This window comes from Atlanticothrix silvestris CENA357 (genome assembly GCF_016056295.1).
GTDB lineage: Bacteria > Cyanobacteriota > Cyanobacteriia > Cyanobacteriales > Nostocaceae > Atlanticothrix > Atlanticothrix silvestris.
The window spans coordinates 37233-54151 of sequence record NZ_JAECZB010000005.1; the positions used below are offsets into that span (position 1 = coordinate 37233).

Annotated in this window: 12 protein-coding genes; 5 read left to right on the forward strand and 7 right to left on the reverse strand. The window is 38.9% G+C overall.

The features are described from left to right. Positions 1 to 29: 29 nt before the first annotated feature. Positions 30 to 464 (reverse strand): GNAT family N-acetyltransferase, encoded by a 435-nt coding sequence (locus tag I8751_RS04035; protein ID WP_214437871.1) that lies wholly within the window; start codon positions 462 to 464, stop codon positions 30 to 32. A gap of 433 nt (positions 465 to 897) precedes the next feature. Next, on the reverse strand, positions 898 to 3882 hold the full coding sequence (gene pruA / locus I8751_RS04040) for an L-glutamate gamma-semialdehyde dehydrogenase (protein ID WP_214437872.1): 2985 nt from the start codon (positions 3880 to 3882) through the stop codon (positions 898 to 900). A gap of 651 nt (positions 3883 to 4533) precedes the next feature. On the opposite strand from pruA, the gene I8751_RS04045 reads away from it, so the two are divergent. Next, complete coding sequence (locus I8751_RS04045) at positions 4534 to 5736, forward strand: AAA family ATPase (RefSeq protein WP_214437873.1); 1203 nt, start codon at positions 4534 to 4536, stop codon at positions 5734 to 5736. A gap of 90 nt (positions 5737 to 5826) precedes the next feature. On the opposite strand, the gene I8751_RS04050 is transcribed toward I8751_RS04045, so the two are convergent. The 3 genes from I8751_RS04050 to I8751_RS04060 form a co-directional block, all read right to left on the reverse strand. Next, positions 5827 to 7155 carry an ATP-binding protein gene (locus I8751_RS04050; protein WP_214437874.1) on the reverse strand — a complete coding sequence of 443 codons (1329 nt, stop codon included), beginning with the start codon at positions 7153 to 7155 and terminating at the stop codon, positions 5827 to 5829. A 154-nt stretch (positions 7156 to 7309) separates the two neighbouring features. Then, complete coding sequence (locus I8751_RS04055) at positions 7310 to 8629, reverse strand: tellurite resistance TerB C-terminal domain-containing protein (protein ID WP_404800415.1); 1320 nt, start codon at positions 8627 to 8629, stop codon at positions 7310 to 7312. 105 nt (positions 8630 to 8734) lie between these two features. Beyond that, complete coding sequence (locus tag I8751_RS04060; RefSeq protein WP_214437875.1) at positions 8735 to 10111, reverse strand: ATP-binding protein; 1377 nt, start codon at positions 10109 to 10111, stop codon at positions 8735 to 8737. An 88-nt stretch (positions 10112 to 10199) separates the two neighbouring features. Here I8751_RS04060 and I8751_RS04065 point away from each other — a divergent pair, with 88 nt between their 5' ends. The 4 genes from I8751_RS04065 (at position 10200) to I8751_RS04080 (ending at position 14473) form a co-directional block, all read left to right on the forward strand. Then, complete coding sequence (locus I8751_RS04065) at positions 10200 to 10520, forward strand: TMEM14 family protein (protein WP_214437876.1); 321 nt, start codon at positions 10200 to 10202, stop codon at positions 10518 to 10520. Positions 10521 to 11455: 935 nt separating this feature from the next. After that, positions 11456 to 12694, forward strand: coding sequence for a phosphotransferase family protein (locus tag I8751_RS04070; protein ID WP_214437877.1), 1239 nt, complete (start codon positions 11456 to 11458; stop codon positions 12692 to 12694). Between the two features lie 167 nt (positions 12695 to 12861). Continuing rightward, positions 12862 to 13950 carry a T3SS effector HopA1 family protein gene (locus tag I8751_RS04075; RefSeq protein WP_214437878.1) on the forward strand — a complete coding sequence of 363 codons (1089 nt, stop codon included), beginning with the start codon at positions 12862 to 12864 and terminating at the stop codon, positions 13948 to 13950. A 76-nt stretch (positions 13951 to 14026) separates the two neighbouring features. Further along, the gene (locus I8751_RS04080; protein WP_214437879.1) at positions 14027 to 14473 is read left to right on the forward strand and encodes an acyl-CoA thioesterase; all 447 of its coding nucleotides are present in this window, start codon (positions 14027 to 14029) and stop codon (positions 14471 to 14473) included. On the opposite strand, the gene I8751_RS04085 is transcribed toward I8751_RS04080, so the two are convergent. Beyond that, on the reverse strand, positions 14456 to 15934 hold the full coding sequence (locus tag I8751_RS04085; RefSeq protein ID WP_214437880.1) for a 2-succinylbenzoate--CoA ligase: 1479 nt from the start codon (positions 15932 to 15934) through the stop codon (positions 14456 to 14458). The genes I8751_RS04080 and I8751_RS04085 overlap by 18 nt on opposite strands. Continuing rightward, positions 15919 to 16887: an o-succinylbenzoate synthase gene (locus tag I8751_RS04090; RefSeq protein ID WP_214437881.1), complete on the reverse strand. Its 969-nt coding sequence runs from the start codon at positions 16885 to 16887 to the stop codon at positions 15919 to 15921. Before I8751_RS04090 ends, I8751_RS04085 begins: the two co-directional genes overlap by 16 nt. Between the last annotated feature and the right edge of the window lie 32 nt (positions 16888 to 16919).

Consider the following 16919-nt stretch of genomic DNA (forward strand, 5'->3'; position numbering starts at 1 on the left):
TTTTTAATATCTCACCTATCAAAATAATTTTAGAATTTTTTCCTCATTTCTATATGCCAAATACCAGCCTCTGCAAACATTTTTCCTACTTCCACAAAATTTAATTGCTTGTATAAATCTTTGATATATGCTTGGGCATGAATTACTACTTCGGGAATATTTTTATTTGCTATAACTTCTAATGCTAATTCCGTAATTTTCTTACCTATACCCTGTCCTCTAGCTATAGATAAAACAGCTAATCTTTCTATTTTGGCTGTGTTTTCATCTAAATATCTAATTCTGGCAGTACCCACAGCTTTTTCATTTAAATAAGCAATCAGATGTTCACATATCTCATCTTGTCCATCAAACTCCAAAGCAGGATCTACTTTTTGTTCTTCTTGAAAAACTGATTTTCTAATTGCTGCGATCGCCGGAAACTCTTCAGGTAATTGAGCTATTTTTATAATTAAATTGGTCATTAAAATTTCTCTGCACTCTACGTAATATCAATTCGTAATTCGTAATACTTCGGTTGCGCTCAGTACGAGTTCGTAATTCGTAATTAAGAAACTCAGACTCTATGAGGGTTTCCAGGTTTGTATCTGTCGCATTCTTTTTTAAAATTGGTGTAACTGTGCGGTTCGATTATAAAATAAGTAGGGCTTATGCCCTACCTATAACTAGTAGTACGCCAAGGGAACTTGGCGGGGTAAAGGGTAAGGGGGAAGGGGGAAAGGGTTTAAATCCCTTACCCTTTTCCCTTTCCCCTTTCCCCAGCCCTCACAAGCGCATTTTTGGGTTGGCAGACCACTAGTGGCCTGTCCCATTAATTTTGACGGTTGGAGAGACGCGATAAATCGCCGTCTCTACAGCAAATCTATTCGTCAATTATTTCTTGACACACTACTAGTTTTAATCTGCGCCTTCAATTGGTGCAAAACCTTGGCGCTGAATATTTTCCGTCACCGTGCGCGGTTCCAAGAATTGCAGCAGATAATCAGGGCCTCCTGCCTTAGAACCCACACCAGAGAGTTTAAATCCACCAAAGGGTTGCCGCGCCACGATCGCACCTGTAATATTGCGGTTAATGTACAAATTCCCGACTTCAAAATCTGTTTGCGCCTGTTGAATATGGGAAGGCGTTCTAGAATAAAGTCCCCCAGTCAAGGCGTAATTAGTGCCATTGGCGACTGCTAAAGCTTCGGCAAAATCTCTCACCCGAATTACCGCCAGTACAGGGCCAAAAATTTCTTGTTGGGCGACTATACCATCTGGCAGTACTTCACTAAAAATGACAGGCCCAACGAAATAACCTTGTTCCGGTGCTGGTAATTCTAAAGCTACTTGTGCTTCTGCCTTACCCTTCTCAATATACTCACGGATGCGATCGCGGGCATTAGCATCAATTACTGGCCCTACTTGCGTACTAGGTAACTCAGTTTCCCCAATATTTAAAGATTTTGTCGCTTCTACCAACCGTTGCACAAAAGCATCATAAATTGGTTGCACCACAATCACCCTAGAGGCGGCAGAACATTTTTGGCCACTGTAACCAAATGCCGACTGTACCACACCCACAACAGCTTGGTCTAAATCAGCACTTTCATCAATGATGATGGCATTCTTCCCTCCCATCTCCGCAATTACTCGCTTCAAATGCTTTTGCCCAGGCTTCAGAATTGCCGCCTCTGCATAAATTCGACAGCCAACTTCCTGAGAACCAGTAAAAGCAATTACATGAGTATCAGCATGATTTACCAAATAAGCGCCGACTTGTGAACCCTTTCCAGGCACGTATTGAAAAACACCTTGAGGTATACCAGCCTCAACCAAAATTTCCGTGAATTTGGCAGTAATCACAGAAGATGTTTCAGCAGGTTTGAGCAAAGTACAATTACCCGTAACCAAAGCGGCAACAGTCATTCCACAAGCGATCGCCAACGGGAAATTCCAAGGAGAAATCACCACCGCAATTCCTCGTGGCTGGTAAATATAACGATTCATCTCACCAGCAACGTCATAAATCACACCTTGATCTAGACGTTCCATCTCATCAGCATAGTAAAGACAAAAATCTATCGCCTCAGAAACCTCTGCATCTGCCTCCTTAACTGGTTTCCCAACCTCCAAAACAATCCAAGCAGCAAGTTCAGCGCGGCGTTGTTCCATCAAATCAGCAGCCTGACGCAAAATACCAGCACGTTGCTTCGCTGGTGTTTTCCTCCACCCAGGAAACGCTGCCTTCGCCGCCTGCATCGCTTGTTCAGCCTGTTCTACACTAATCAGCCCAACCTTCCCAATCACCTCACTAAAATTAGAAGGATTCAAAGAATCAATCACTTCCGCAGTATTAACATACTCACCATTAATCAACGGTAGATAACTTCTTCCCAACTGCTGACGAACAGATTGAAAAGCTTCAGCAGACATCCTTCTTTCTTCCTCCTCGGCATAATCTACATCAGCAGCACCAACAAACTTTCCGTCTTCTTCTTTGCGCCTTTGCGCCTTTGCGTGAGAAATTTCCACCCCCGGCGCTGCCAACAACTCCTCAATCGGTCTATTTTCCAAATTCTGCCGTAAAAAAGAACTATTAGCCGTATTTTCCAACAATCGCCGAATCAGATAAGCCATCCCCGGCAATAACTCACCATAAGGACAGTAAACTCTAACTCTGTAACCCCGATCAACCAAAGCCTTCGCCAATTTATCACCCATCCCATACAGGACTTGCATTTCAAAACACCGCCGAGGCACATTTAAACTTTCGGCTATGGCTATAGCACGAGCTTGCGATCGCACATTATGGCTACCAATGGCAGCATAGAGATATTGATGATTTTCTAGCAATAACTGAGTGATGGTTTCAAAATTAGCATCTGTTGCCGCCTTATCGTTGTAAACTGGCTGTGGCCAATGCTTTTGTTCTGCCTTGATAGTTTCTTGATCCCAATATGCGCCTTTTACCAAACGAATTGTCAAAGGATAACCGCGCTGTTTTAACCAGTTAATTAAATCTTTGGCATCTTCTTCGCTATCACGCAGATAAGCTTGGATTGTCATCCCAATATCTGTCCGTTGCCGAAACTCTGATTCCAGCAGTAATTTTTTGAGAATATTTAAAGTTAAATTTTTATACGCATACTGTTCCATATCAAAATGCACAGCTGCGCCTAACTCTTGGGCACGACGTAAAAGAGTACGAATGCGATCGCTAACTCGCTCTTCACTACCCTTCGCATCTAATGGATCAAATTGCGAATAAAACGCCGTTAATTTCACCGAAACTTGAACTTTTGGCAGAGATTCACCATCAGCCTCATCAATGGCAGGAATCGTTGTCCAATTCTTCGATGCTTCCACCAATTGTTGCATCAATTCCAGATAACGTTCTAAATAAGACTGCGCTTCTGTTTCAGTAATTACAGCCTCACCTAGTAAGTCAATGGTGAAAGCCATTTTTTCTTTTCGCAGCCGTTCAACTGTCTTGATGACCTGTTTAATATTTTCCCCAGAAATATATTTGTGAGCCAGAGTTTCTACTGCTGTACCAACGGTTGTAGCTGCAACTTGCCCCGGCATGGAATCAGGGTTAGCAAAGTTGAGCATTCCCTTCAGGGCTGCTGGTAGTTCTACAGATTCATCTCCTAAATATTCTTGTAAATGGGCAGCAACTTCCGATTTACTATGCAACGCCGGAAGTGTATCGATAAAGCGAAATAACTGCACCCGTAAACCCGGATTACTCATTGCCCAAGCTAGTAATTTGTCATCCCAGCGCATTTGATCACGTAGGGAAGCAAAAAAAGAGCGATTTTCTTGGGTTGCTGTAAGTAGTTGTTTAGCAATTTCTTGAGTTTTATTTTCGTAGGTGCTTGTTTTTACTTGTAATACCACTGATAATAATCTCCTTAATTTTGGGGACTGGTAAAGAAGCAGGGGAGAATAACTTTTCCTCATGCCCTTAAAGTTAGGACTTACGCAAAAAACCTCTCAAACTCTCATTCCTCCGTGTCCTCTGTGTCTATGTGGTTCGTTTTTCCATGACCCTTGCGTAAGTCCTGAAAGTCTGTGTCTTCTATTTTGACGCTTTCATCTTACTGTCACCATAAGTAGAACGGAGTCTAGTTAAGTTTTTTCTAGAGAATTTTTGTACAAGGTGTAAAACAGTATTACAGTGATGCCGACACACTAACCAACGCTAGTTTGTACACCTCTTTAAGAAGTAATTTTGAATGACGATTTGTAAAAAATTTAGCTTTAGTAGCTATTATTTGCCTAGAAGGTTGCACAAACCAACCCATGAACAGCGATCGCGCCTCACTATTGACGTTTTTGTATTACGCATGTTACAAATATTTAATCATGGAAAGTGTAATTGTGTAAATTTTGCTGTAAAAAATTGATCTAGCAATTAGCATGGTCGTTATCTACTAACTCCCCATCTAGATAAATTTAAATCTGAGCCGCGAATTTAGATATAAAGCTATGTAATAATTAACCAACTCAGTTGTGATATCAATCAACTACTGCTGTATAAGTAAAAATATGGAATTTGATTATTTTAGAAGTAACGAAAATAATGCTGTAAATAACAAAAGTCAAAATTTAATTGCCAGTGGCTGGCGACCATTTCAACGAGATTTAGACTGGGAATTTTTATGGCGGTTGTGGTGCAATGACACACATGAATTAACTCAAAAATCCTTTAACTTAGTTAGTAACTTCGCTGAAGTATTGGGACGAAATAATTATACTTGGTGGGCTAATTTATTAAGCGTCGCATCTGATAATACCCGCTATGAAATTGAAAAATTTTGGAACTACATTACACCTGATCCACAATCCCCAGATCATCGCTACAAGGATGTTTTGAGTACAGAAACGCCTATTGTTCAATTTGTTAGTCGTAGTAGTATTCCTATTGATTATGTGCTGAATCGACTGCAAGAAATCACGGTATTACGAGTTTTACACCTATTAGAACGTCCAGATATTATTACTCAATATTATTTAGAAAGAGATTTTTACCTTCCTGTAGATAAATTTGTCAGTTGGGAGCGTCTAGAAGTGATCAATACAGTTTATGCTTACTGGTCAAAGCATGACATTTGGCTACAAATTGAATCTTATGATCGCGGCCGACGGCAATATACTTTAATGTCCAAAAATATATCATCACTAATTAACAAAGCGACTTACGATTTAGCAGTAATGCTCAGTGGATATCAAAGCCGTGTAGGTAAAGTTCATAGTCAATTTCCCATTCGGACTTTTCCAGGGGAAATTCAAGACTTTACTGACTCATTACAGCAGGCGGTGCTGAATCAAAACCAGTTAGCAGTTGTAGTACACGGAAAACCAGGTACAGGCAAAACTGCGTGGACACAAGCAGTAGCAAAAGAAATTCTTGTACCTTTAGGTTATGTAATTTTTATTCTAGATCATGATGCGATCGCTAACTTTGTCCCACCAACTTACTTAGAGCGTATTTGTATTATCATCAACGAAGCCGATAATTTAGCACAAAATCGTGCTTTTGAAGTAGCGCAATACAATAACAAAACAGAACATATTTTGAGTTTGCTAGATGGAACCTTATACCAAAGCGTAATTGATGACTCTGGGATTCAAATCAAGCAGCGATTAGTTGTTTTAATGACTTGTAATACTACCGAAAGATTAGATCCCGCAATGTTACGCAAAGGAAGAGTAGATTTGATGTGTGAGTTTACGCAACTATTTGTATAAATCAAGCTTAAAACTAAAACTCCTTATCTTCTCCGCGCCTTTGCGCCTCTGCGTGAAATAAATTCTTCTTTCTCTACACCTCTGCACAGTTTACAAACTAAATTCCGCTGCATCATCTTCATCTAAACTTGCATCTTTACCCACAACAGTAGGTTTAAATTTAGAGTCATGAATTAATTCATTAAAACTCATTCCCGGATTTTGGTGGAGGATATTCAGCACACTAATAAAATCCCGGACAATTTCCCCTGGTGTCAATAATGCTTCAGCACCCAAGCGACTGACAATTTCTTGAACAAATGCTTGTAACTCACGATTTGTCAAAGCCTTTTCATACCCAAAATTGAGCGTATGAATCTCAGATATGCGTTGCAAAAGCGTAAGAATTTCTCCCTCACTCAAAGGATTTAGCCGGATAACTGGCCCTAAATATTCTTGAACATCAGCTTGTGTAGCGAAACGGCTTTCTTTAGTGCGTCTTCGCCAAGCTTGGTCGGCGAAAAGTCCTCGGTTTGGGTCTTCCAAAAATTTTGTTGTACCACCAATGAAAATGCCCAGATTTTCTGCTTTACATTGCATGGTGTCATTAAACATTGCTAGAAGTCTGTTGTAGTTTTTTTCACGAGTGACCGTAGTGGGTATTTGATATAAATTTACAGCTTCATCAACTAAAACTAACAGTCCTTTATAGCCAATTTCAGCGACAAATTTAGCGAATAGCTTAATATAATCGTACCAACTATTATCATCAATAATAACGCGCACACCTAAAGCTGCTTTCGCCTCAGTTTTGGTATTAAACTCTCCACGTAACCAACGCATTGAGGCGTTCTTTAATTCATCATCATCTAATCGATAACCACGCCAGTAAGCAATAATAACATTACCAAAATCAAATCCATGAACTAAATCTTCAATATACTGAACTACTTCCCTAATTTTTGCTTCCACTTGGTCATCAAAACCATCGTCATTGGGACGCAAACTAGTTTCTTGTACTACTGTTTGTTGAATTTTATTAATCCATCCTTCCAAAATTGAAACTAAAGCACCACCATCAGGACGAGTTTTTGTAGCCAAGTGGCTCATTAATTCTCTATATGTTGCTAAACCTTCGTTATTACTTCCTGCTAATCGACGTTCTGAAGATAAATCAGCATCAGCGACTACAAAACCCTGCTCCATAGCACGGTTACGAATTAGTTGGAGAATGAAGCTTTTTCCAGAACCATAGTTACCAATTATAAAGCGAAACGCGGCAACACCTTCTGCAATGTCATCGAGATTTTGTGATAGGCTTTTAAGTTCTTTTTCTCGACCAACTGCTATATGTTCAACTCCCATTCTGGGAACTACTCCTGCACCTAGGGAATTTATTAAAGCAGTGGAAATTTTTTTCGAGATCTTGAGCTTTGCCATGTAGTTCACTTTACTGGATTTTTAATGCAGAGGCGCAAATAAGAGGGGAAAGGATAAAAATTTTCAAGCTTTTGTTATCTTCCCTTTGTATCTAAAATCTAGATATGAGGTTTATACCTAAATTATCAATAATTTTACAACAGTCCAAAAGAATTTAAGTTGGTGAAGTCTGTCTAGTCTTCAGATTTTCGTACATAGAAAGCATTTTTTTGACGTTAATTATATGCTCTTGATAAACTTCTGGAATATCTACACTCGGCTCAATAATTAATTCTCCAATAGTATCATTTGCACATTCGTTAATCGAGTCGATTAACAGATTAGGCATTGTAATATTTGCTTCGGCAATTTGTTTAATCACCGTATGAGGATTATCTTGTTCTACTATTGCTTTTAATACCTGGATTTCATGACTGGGTAGCTTTTTGAGAAAATTATTCCATTCTTCAGGTAAAGTTTCAAATGAAGCTAACGGTTCAATTAAGTCTGATAAAGTAAACAATTCATTTTTTTCTTGTTCAGTATTTTCAGGCAAAAAATCTTGATTGAGTGTTTCTGTTTGTTGGAGTAATTCCCAAACTTGACTTTGCAATAAATCACGTTCTTCTTGTAACAATGAGACTTCGCTTTTTAATTGCTGTAGCTCAGTTTGTTCTTCTCCTATTTGCTTTTGTAACAAATTAAGACTAGCTGCTATATTGTCTTTTTCTGTGGCTGTATCTACAAGTAATTTACTTTGCTGATTAACTTCGGTTTCTAGTTCTTGAAGTGTAATTCTTAATTCGTAAAGTTTTTCTTCTAATTGTGGTTTTAATCTACCTAATAAAGTTAAATTACTCTCTATTTCTTGCTTTTCTTTTTGGAGTTCGCAAATTTGATTTTGTGTCTGACTAATTTCAGAACGATATGCATTACAGTGCAATTCTAGACGGCGTTTTTCTGCTGTAAGACTGGTAAAGGAATGATTCAGTTCTACTTTATTCTTTTCAAGGATGTGAAGTTCAGTTTTTAAACTGCTAGATTCGTCTTCTAATTGCTTTTTCTGCCCAGCAAAATTGCCTAACTCCCTATGCAGGCTATCTCTTTGGTTGCGGCATTCTAATATTTGATTTTGAATCTGTTGTGACTCTTTATACAATAAATTTCGATGCGTTTCTATTTGGTTGATTTCTCTAACAATCCGAGACTTCAATCCCTCCATGTCTTTAATTCGCCTATGGAGCGAACCTAAAACTAACATTTCATGATTTTTATGTCGCTGATCCACAAATAAGGCTGCTGTGTAAGTAGCAAGCACAGTGATTATACCTGTGATCAAGGATTGATTAAAATTCCAGTTAGGGACGAGACTCAAACCAAAACTCACACTAAAGGCAATTATGCCTAAGATCAATCGATTACTTACCATTAATGATTGCATATTGCTGGGTTTTAGCGTAGTTAAGTTGTTAGAAGTAGTAGTTCTTAAGGACATTACCCCTCACATTGTGGTGCGGGTATCTCCAGTTGTAAGTGTTTGTGTATAACATTGTTCTAGAAGTAATAAAAAAGTGCAATCAATAGCAAATTAATTTGAAAATTACGTAGCAGATGTATTTTTATTTTTAGCAAAAAATGCTAATTCGGCTTTTAAAAAATCGATAAATTGACGTGCTGTGCGTCCAGAACGTCCGTTGTGGCGGGTTGCCCACTGTAATGCTTGATATTCTAAATCTTCTTGGCTAAGATTAATTCCGGTTTGGGCGGCTAGATGCCTAACTATTTGTAAATAGGTTTTTTGATCTGCGGCCTCAAAGGTTAAGGTTAACCCAAAGCGATCGCTAAATGAAAGTTTCTCCTGCATCGTATCCCAAGCGTGGATTTCTGTATTATCTTTGGGTGTGGGTCTGTCTGCAAAAAACTCCCGAATCAAGTGGCGACGGTTAGAAGTAGCATAAACTACTACATTTTGTGGCCGTGCAGTTAAATTGCCTTCTAAAACTACTTTGAGCGCTTTAAAAGCATCATCATCTTCCTCAAAAGACAAATCATCAACAAAGATAATAAATTTTTGGGGTACACCACGCAAATGTTCCACAATTTTTGGTAAATCTTGCAAGTCCGATTTGGCTACTTCTAGCAAACGAAGATTGCAGTTGTCATACTCATTCAATAAGGCTTTTACTAAAGAAGATTTTCCTGACCCCCGACTGCCGTAAAGTAATACATGTAATGCTGCCTCTCCTGATAAGAGAAATTCTGTATTTTTTAACAAAGCATCTCGCTGGGACTCATAACCCACAAGTGCATTCAGCTTGACTGGGTCAGGATAGCGAATCCCAATAAACTGACCTGCTTGCCAGCGTAAGGCGCGATATTCGGCAAACAAACCCGTACCAAATTGCCGATAATAAACCGCTAATTCCTCTACAGCGTCAGCCCAATTTTCTGAATGTTGCCAAGACGCAATATTAGTCATCTCTGGATGCTGCTTCATCAATCCCGTCCCTATTCCCGTTCCGCCTTGCTCCTGGTACCACACAACAGGAGAAACAGGTAAATGGGCTACAGTTTGTACCCACTCGCTCAAAACAGCGCTACTACATTCGTAAAGACTCTGCAACACCTGTAAATCATGTTGAACTGCTGCTATTAAAGCCCTTGGCAAATCCTCAAATTCTCGTTGTTGAGCAAGCCTACTAAAAGGATTTTCAGAAATCAGAATTTGAGTAATTAAGTAGTCCTCCCAATTTTGATTTTTAGCAGCCAACGCATGGAAGTAATTGCCGTAGGCTTGGAGGCAGCCCTTAGCGTCGGCATCAGTATAACGTATCGCTTGCAACAGGTCAATAAATGCGATCCCCACTTCGCTCTGGAGGACAGATTGGTACAGTAAAAGTGATGCTGCTTGGCGCTGGAGGAATTGAACTTGAGCATAGTATGAAGTACTTGCTGTTGGCATTGTTTGATTATCCATCAATCAACAAAGGTGATGTAGCTAAACAGCTATGGTAAATTGTCTGCTGACCCTGGCAGCAAAATCAAAATCTACATAGGTTGTAACAATGAATTCAAGTATAATTGCTGCTCTAGCCTACGGCATCTTAGCGATTATTGGTGGCGTTATTGGTTACAGGCAAGCTAATAGTCAAGTTTCACTAATCAGTGGTAGCATTAGCGGTTTATTACTAATTGTTGCTGCCTACTTTCAATTTCAGGGACAAACCTGGGCTTCAATTCTAGCCGTTGGCGTTACTGCTGTTTTAGTAGCTTTTTTTGCTTTTAGGTTGGCTAAGACCCGTAAGTTTATGCCTGCGGGATTAATGATTCTTTTAGGAACACTGGCGCTAGCTGTGATGGTAAATCAATTTGTTAGCTTTCGCTAAAAATTACCCTCCTGCTGTTTTTGTATAGATGACTCCCCCTGTATTCAGGTCATTTTATATAGTACATATATATTACCGGATAGTGAATCGGGTGAATAAATAAGCAGGGGAGCATAAACAAACAAACCTGCCTTCCCCTTATTATCAATGCCCTTCTGCGCCCTGCACTCTGCCCCAATTCCTCTTCTTTTTGCTCCATGCATCATATAGATTATTAATATTTGGTCAAAAATAAATTAACTATTGCCTCTCTAAAATCTCCGGTTTTTTTCAGTTTGTGATGATAAATAAAAATAATGACATAAATTAGGGGTTGCTGAAAAAGTCCTTTAGTGTGGGTAGGGAACAGGGAACAGGGAACAGTTTCACCCTTATTGTTTCCAGTTTTTTGAAGTCCAAAAAATTGTCAATGCAAGGTTTTTAAAGCTTCTACCTGTATTCTTTTGCACTTTTTTCTCCAAAAATAGCCTGGAAAGCTTACAACATAAGAGTTTTAAAGCTATTCAGCAGACCCTAAATTATGTTGATTCTGTATTTGATGACATCATCTCAAAATCAGCAAAAATTCTCATTAAGTGATGAATACTTAGAGTCTCCAAGCATCTATCCACAGATAGTATTTGGAAGTTGGTAGTTCATTTGACTAAACCTAGATTTTTAGTCTAAAAATGGTCAATAACTATAGTTAAATTATTCAAAATTAACTAATTAGATATTTTTAAAGATTTGATAGATTTAACAGCATAATTTAAAGCAAAAATAAAGGTAATATTGCCATTTTGGCAGGTTCTGATAAGAGATATGAGATATTAATAGATTGGAGAAATTATAAATGATAGTCGCGCATCTGTTGCCATTCTACCGAAACTGCTAAAGCCAAATCAATTCCGACATTAGGTGATTTTTCAGCAATTTTCCGAAGTAGGACATAATACATGTTATTACCAATGTCTTCTCAAAACGTCATCCAGTATCTGCAAGAAGCAGGTCTGTGTAGCTCAGAAAATACCACACTAGATCAAACTGAGTTGCCAGAAAGGAACAAGAAAAATTACAATTTACTGGTGACTCTAGCAGATAATCGTAAACTGCTGATTAAACAAGAATGCAGCCTTGAAAATCATGAAACTTCTCATGAGTTGTTTAATGAGTGGCTGTTTCACCAATTGCTTCAACAGTTTCCAGTTATCGGCAATATTTCGGCGATCGCACCATTAGTGCTACATTTTGATGAGGAAAATTCCATCCTCGTCCGTAACTACTTCAGTGAATATTTAGAACTAGAGGGATTTTACCGTCACAACGATATCTTCCCCACAGAGATTGCCACTGTAATTGGCACTACCTTAGCAGAACTACATCGTGCTACCTTCCAACGCCGAGAATATCGTGATTTTATGGCAACTGCTCCCGAAGGACAGTTTCGCTATCACTTTTACAATCCAGCGCAAGGTATAGATTCAATTAGCCCAGAGATTTTTGGTACAGTTCCTACTGAGGCACTGAAATTCTATGCTCTCTATCAACGTTATGAAAGTTTAGAATCTGCGATCGCAGACTTGGCTTATGAATGGAATCCTTGTTGCTTGACTCACAACGATCTGAAGTTAGACAATATATTAATTCATTCTCGCTGGAATCAACTAGACAATTGCCTAGTACGACTGATCGACTGGAAAGCTTGTGCTTGGGGAGATCCAGCTTTTGATTTGGGAACTCTACTAGCAAGCTATTTAAGAATTTGGCTTTCCAGTTTAGTAGTAGATCCTACTATTGAATTAGAAGAATCTCTACATCTGGCAATGACACCACTAGAAGTTATTCAACCTTCATTGCTAGCTCTCATTCGAGCTTACCTGGATGCTTTTTCGATGATTTTAGAGGAGCGTCAAGACTTTATAGTGCGAATTATCCAGTTTGCTGGATTAGCACTAATTCATCAAATTCAAGAAACAATTAAGTATCAAAAATACTTTGATAATTCTAACCTTTGTATGCTCCAGATCGCTAAAAATCTTCTCACTATACCTGAGCAATCTGTAATGAATATTTTTGGTGTCTGTGAGTCAGAAATTATTAGCCCTTTGGCGAAACTTCATAAACTTACTCAGCCTGAAAAAGAGCAACAATTAATACGTCTTTATTACGAAAAAACTCGCCTCCGCGGTTGTTAATAATAATCTGAAAAATTCAAAAAGCAAAATTATCTATAGTATTTTGAATTTTGAATTTGTCATCATCTTATTTACCCATACTTAATTTTCGCTTAACTGAAATAGAATATTTATCACTTAGTGGTTGTCTGGCTTTTTATTCCAAATTTTGAGTTTTGAATTGAGTAATGCTAAATTCTTCTACTAATACCCTTTTAACTTCTCTGTTTGACATTGCTGCTAATATCCAAATCGAGCCAAATTTCTGTATTCACCACCCCAATTATCAGCCTTTTGCTTTACCAACTAAAGTAGCAGATAGGTTTCAGCAAAATTCTACTGCTTTACAACATAAATATCTCACCCTATTACTGCGAAATTTCCTCTACGGTATTTATTACAACGGTTCGCTGCAAAGTGTTTTGGCAGTTAATACCGATACTACTAATTGCTTACCACATCACAATTTAGAAAATAATTCTGTTTTAGATATTGATTGGAAATTTTATGAACAACTGCACACTAGCAATCACGGTAGAGGTTATTTTGACCCTAGTTGGCAGGTGTTGCGCCAGGAACCTGATGGTAGTATGGCGGTAACTAAAGATGGTTTGACACTATATATTGAGCCAGATTGCCACCTCAAGCCTAGCTCAAAATCGGCTAAGGCTGGTGAATCAGTTGCTATCTGGATGCCCAAAAATCGGCTACAAAATGGCTGTTACCTAGCAGTGAGCAATGTCGGACAGGAAAGACAGTGTGGCCCAGATGCTGATTTAGGCACAGGACGAATCTATTTTAATTTCACTGCATCCGGTGCGATCGCACTAATGGATAGCTTAACGCAACAGTTAAATGCAGATACAATTCCTTTTACTTTTCAAGTTCTCTACAATCCCTCTGCATACGGACGTTATGACTCAGGGTTACTCTACTTTAAACGCCACAACTACCCAGCAATTCGCAAAATTCTTCAGGCTGTTTACACACAGCATCAAGCTCATTTTCAGTCCGAAATACCCTTGTTTACCAAGTTTTTAGCACCAGGGTTAGGCTTAGCCGAGGAACCAACCAAAAAATTTGCAGCCCAGGAAACTTTTGGCATGAACCGTTGCCAAATTGTAGCTAATGCTTTATTAGAAGCTTGGCAAAAAGGTAAAAATGCGATTGAGGAAAAAATGAAGGTGATTGATCAACATTTTACGCGCCATTTAATTGATTTGCAGCGCCCTTACCTCAATCCCACTTCCGAGGATATATATCACCCTTTAAAATAATTATTATTGTCGTTACTGTAAAATAATGTTGTAGAGCAGGCTTGGAGCTTGCTTTTTTAATTCTTATTTTTTAAAGATGCCTTTTACTTATAATCGCACCATTCGTTTTCATGATACTGATGCCGCGGGGGTAGTTTATTTTGCTAATGTTTTAAGTATCTGTCATGAAGCTTACGAAGAATCTTTAGCAGCATCAGGTATTAATCTCAAAGGTTTTTTCACTAATGCGTCTGTGGGTTTTCCTATTGTTCATGCTAATGCGGATTTTTTACGTCCAATGTATTGTGGTGAAAATTTAACAATTAGCTTAATTCCTCAAAAACTCAGTGTTGATAAGTTTGAAATTAATTACGAAGTTACTAATACTGATGTGTTAGTTGCTAAGGCAATTACTAGACACGTTTGTATTGATGTGAGTAGTAGAAGTAAGCAAGAATTACCTGATGAAATGATCGAATGGTTGGAACTTAACCGCAGAGACGCTGAGGGCGCGGAGAGAAGAAAGTCAAGAGAGGTTATGTAGGAATTTTTTGGCTATTTGCTGTAGCTGTTGACGATTGATTTTACCTTGGGAGTTACGAGGTAAGTTTTGCTGAGGAATCCAGTATTTAGGTATTTTAAATTTGCTGAGTTTGTTTTTGAGTAGGGTTTGAATTTCTAAATTAGATGTGTTGGAATTTTGGGGAATGTAAAGGGCTGTTAATACTTGTCCCCAGTGTTGATCTGGTACACCAATTACACAAACATCAGCAACCATTTGAGTTGATCTGATAGCTGATTCAATTTCTATAGGGTAAATGTTTTCTCCACCTGTGATGATTTTGTCGCTGTTACGCCCGATTATATTTAAGTAACCTTGGTCGTCTAAAAAACCCAAATCATCTACGGAGAAATAATCTTGATTTTCCTCGATTTGAGGATAATAACCAAGGGCTAAAGATTTAGCCTTAATTATGATGTTGCCGATTTGATGGGAACTTAAAATTTTGCCTTGTTGATTGCGGATTGTTACTTGGGCGTGAGGCAGAATTTGACCACTGCCAATTTTACCATTGAGAAAATCATCAGGTTTGAGGGTAGCAATTTGAGAGGCAGTTTCTGTCATGCCATAAGTAGGCGCTAATCGAATTTGATGAAATTTTGCTTTTTCTAATAGTTCTGACCAAGCTGGTGCGCCTCCTAAAAGTACAGTTTGAAATTGGGCTAACCATTCTGTTAATTGTGGATTTTGTAAGCAACGTTGTAATTGTGTTGGTACTAAAGATATGAAAAAATCTGAAGGATTTATTTGGTATTTTTGACCAGATTCTATGGTTTTAAATGAGGTAATAGCTAGTTTTCCTTCAGTAGTGAAGGAGCGCATAAATTGCATCAATCCGCTGACGTGATATAACGGCAGTACACAAAAAGAATTGACTTGCTTTAGCTCAAAATATTCGGTAAATCCTTGTACAGATGCCATTAAAGTTTCCCAAGTGTGGATGGCAAATTTAATTTGTCCTGATGAACCGCCTGTGGGAATCATGATGTGATTGGGCATAGGGCATTGATTGTTATTCTCATGCCCCCTTCGGGTTCGCAGTCGCCTGCGGAGGGAAACCCTCCCCGAAGTTGCCACAACGCGGGGAACCCGCGCAAGGCACTTCTCTTTGCAGCGCTGTCTCACCATGTCCCATGCCCTATGCCCCATGCCCCAAATAATATCAGGCTGGACTAAATTAAATACTTGTTGCCATTCTTGCTTTCCCCAATCAGGGTTACAAAGAAATACTGGACAACCAGCAGCACAAGCAGCGATGAAACTTGCTAAAAATCTCACTGGTTCACGTTCAGCTAAGATGATTTTTGGTGGTGTTTTATTGGCTAATAACGGGGTTAATTCTAAATATAATTGTGCGGTTAGTTCCTGAAATTGACGGCTATTGTAACCAATCAGCCAATCATATTCAGTATAGTTATTGAGATATGCTAAAGGTCTTTGCATAGATTTTGCAGCCAGGTTTCTTCTTTTGCAAAAAAGTGGTTAATACCAAAACCAACAGCCCTATTTTGTCGAGATAATGCTGCTGCTAGTTGGAGGGCGGCTTGTCTACCGATCGCAGTTTCAAAGACTGATGAAAATACAGCATCAATTTCATGTTCTTGGCAAAACTTACACAGGCGGGAGGGTGAACCTACTATCCCCGGTTTAATCACAAAAATTTCTCGCCAGCCTTTTGCATAACAGTTGGTGAGTTGCTTAAGTGTGGCGACAGATTCATCTAAGGCGATCGCAGTCGCATAAAATACACTCAATTCCAACATTTTGTGAAATTGCTCAACAGGTAAAGGCTGTTCAATAAATTCAATATTTGCCTGGAGGCGATCGCAAGTCCCTAGCCATAAATTCGCTTCCTCATAGCTAAGTCCACCATTGGCATCTAATCGCAGTTTGGCAGAACTTGGTAATCTGTGGACAAGTAATTTCAAAATTTCCAATTCTTGAGCGATCGCATCCACGCCAATTTTCCATTTAAACGTGCGATATCCTTGCTGCCACAACGTTTCCCATTGTTCTAACGCCGCTTCCCCAGCTGGTAACAAGGCGCTGTAAGTTAAATATGTCTCCCCCTGCTCCCTGCTCCCTGCTCCCTGCTCCCCTACTTCCCCCATCGCTGACTCAAACCCAAATTGACAAGCAGGTAACTCGTCTGAGATAGAAAAAATCATTTCATCTGTAATTTCTGTTGGTAATTGATGACAAAAATTCAAGGCTTGCTCTAAGGTTTCGGAACCAAACCAACTAATGGGGGCAATTTCTCCCCAACCGACTTTACCTGTTTCATCGGTAAGACGAAGGATAATCCCTTCACGAATATCCCAATTACCATGACTGGTAGTAAGCGATCGCACGAATTTTCGTTGATAAGAACGAAATTTAAATTTATAATCCGCCACACAAAAATCAAGCTAAATCATTAAGTCTACTG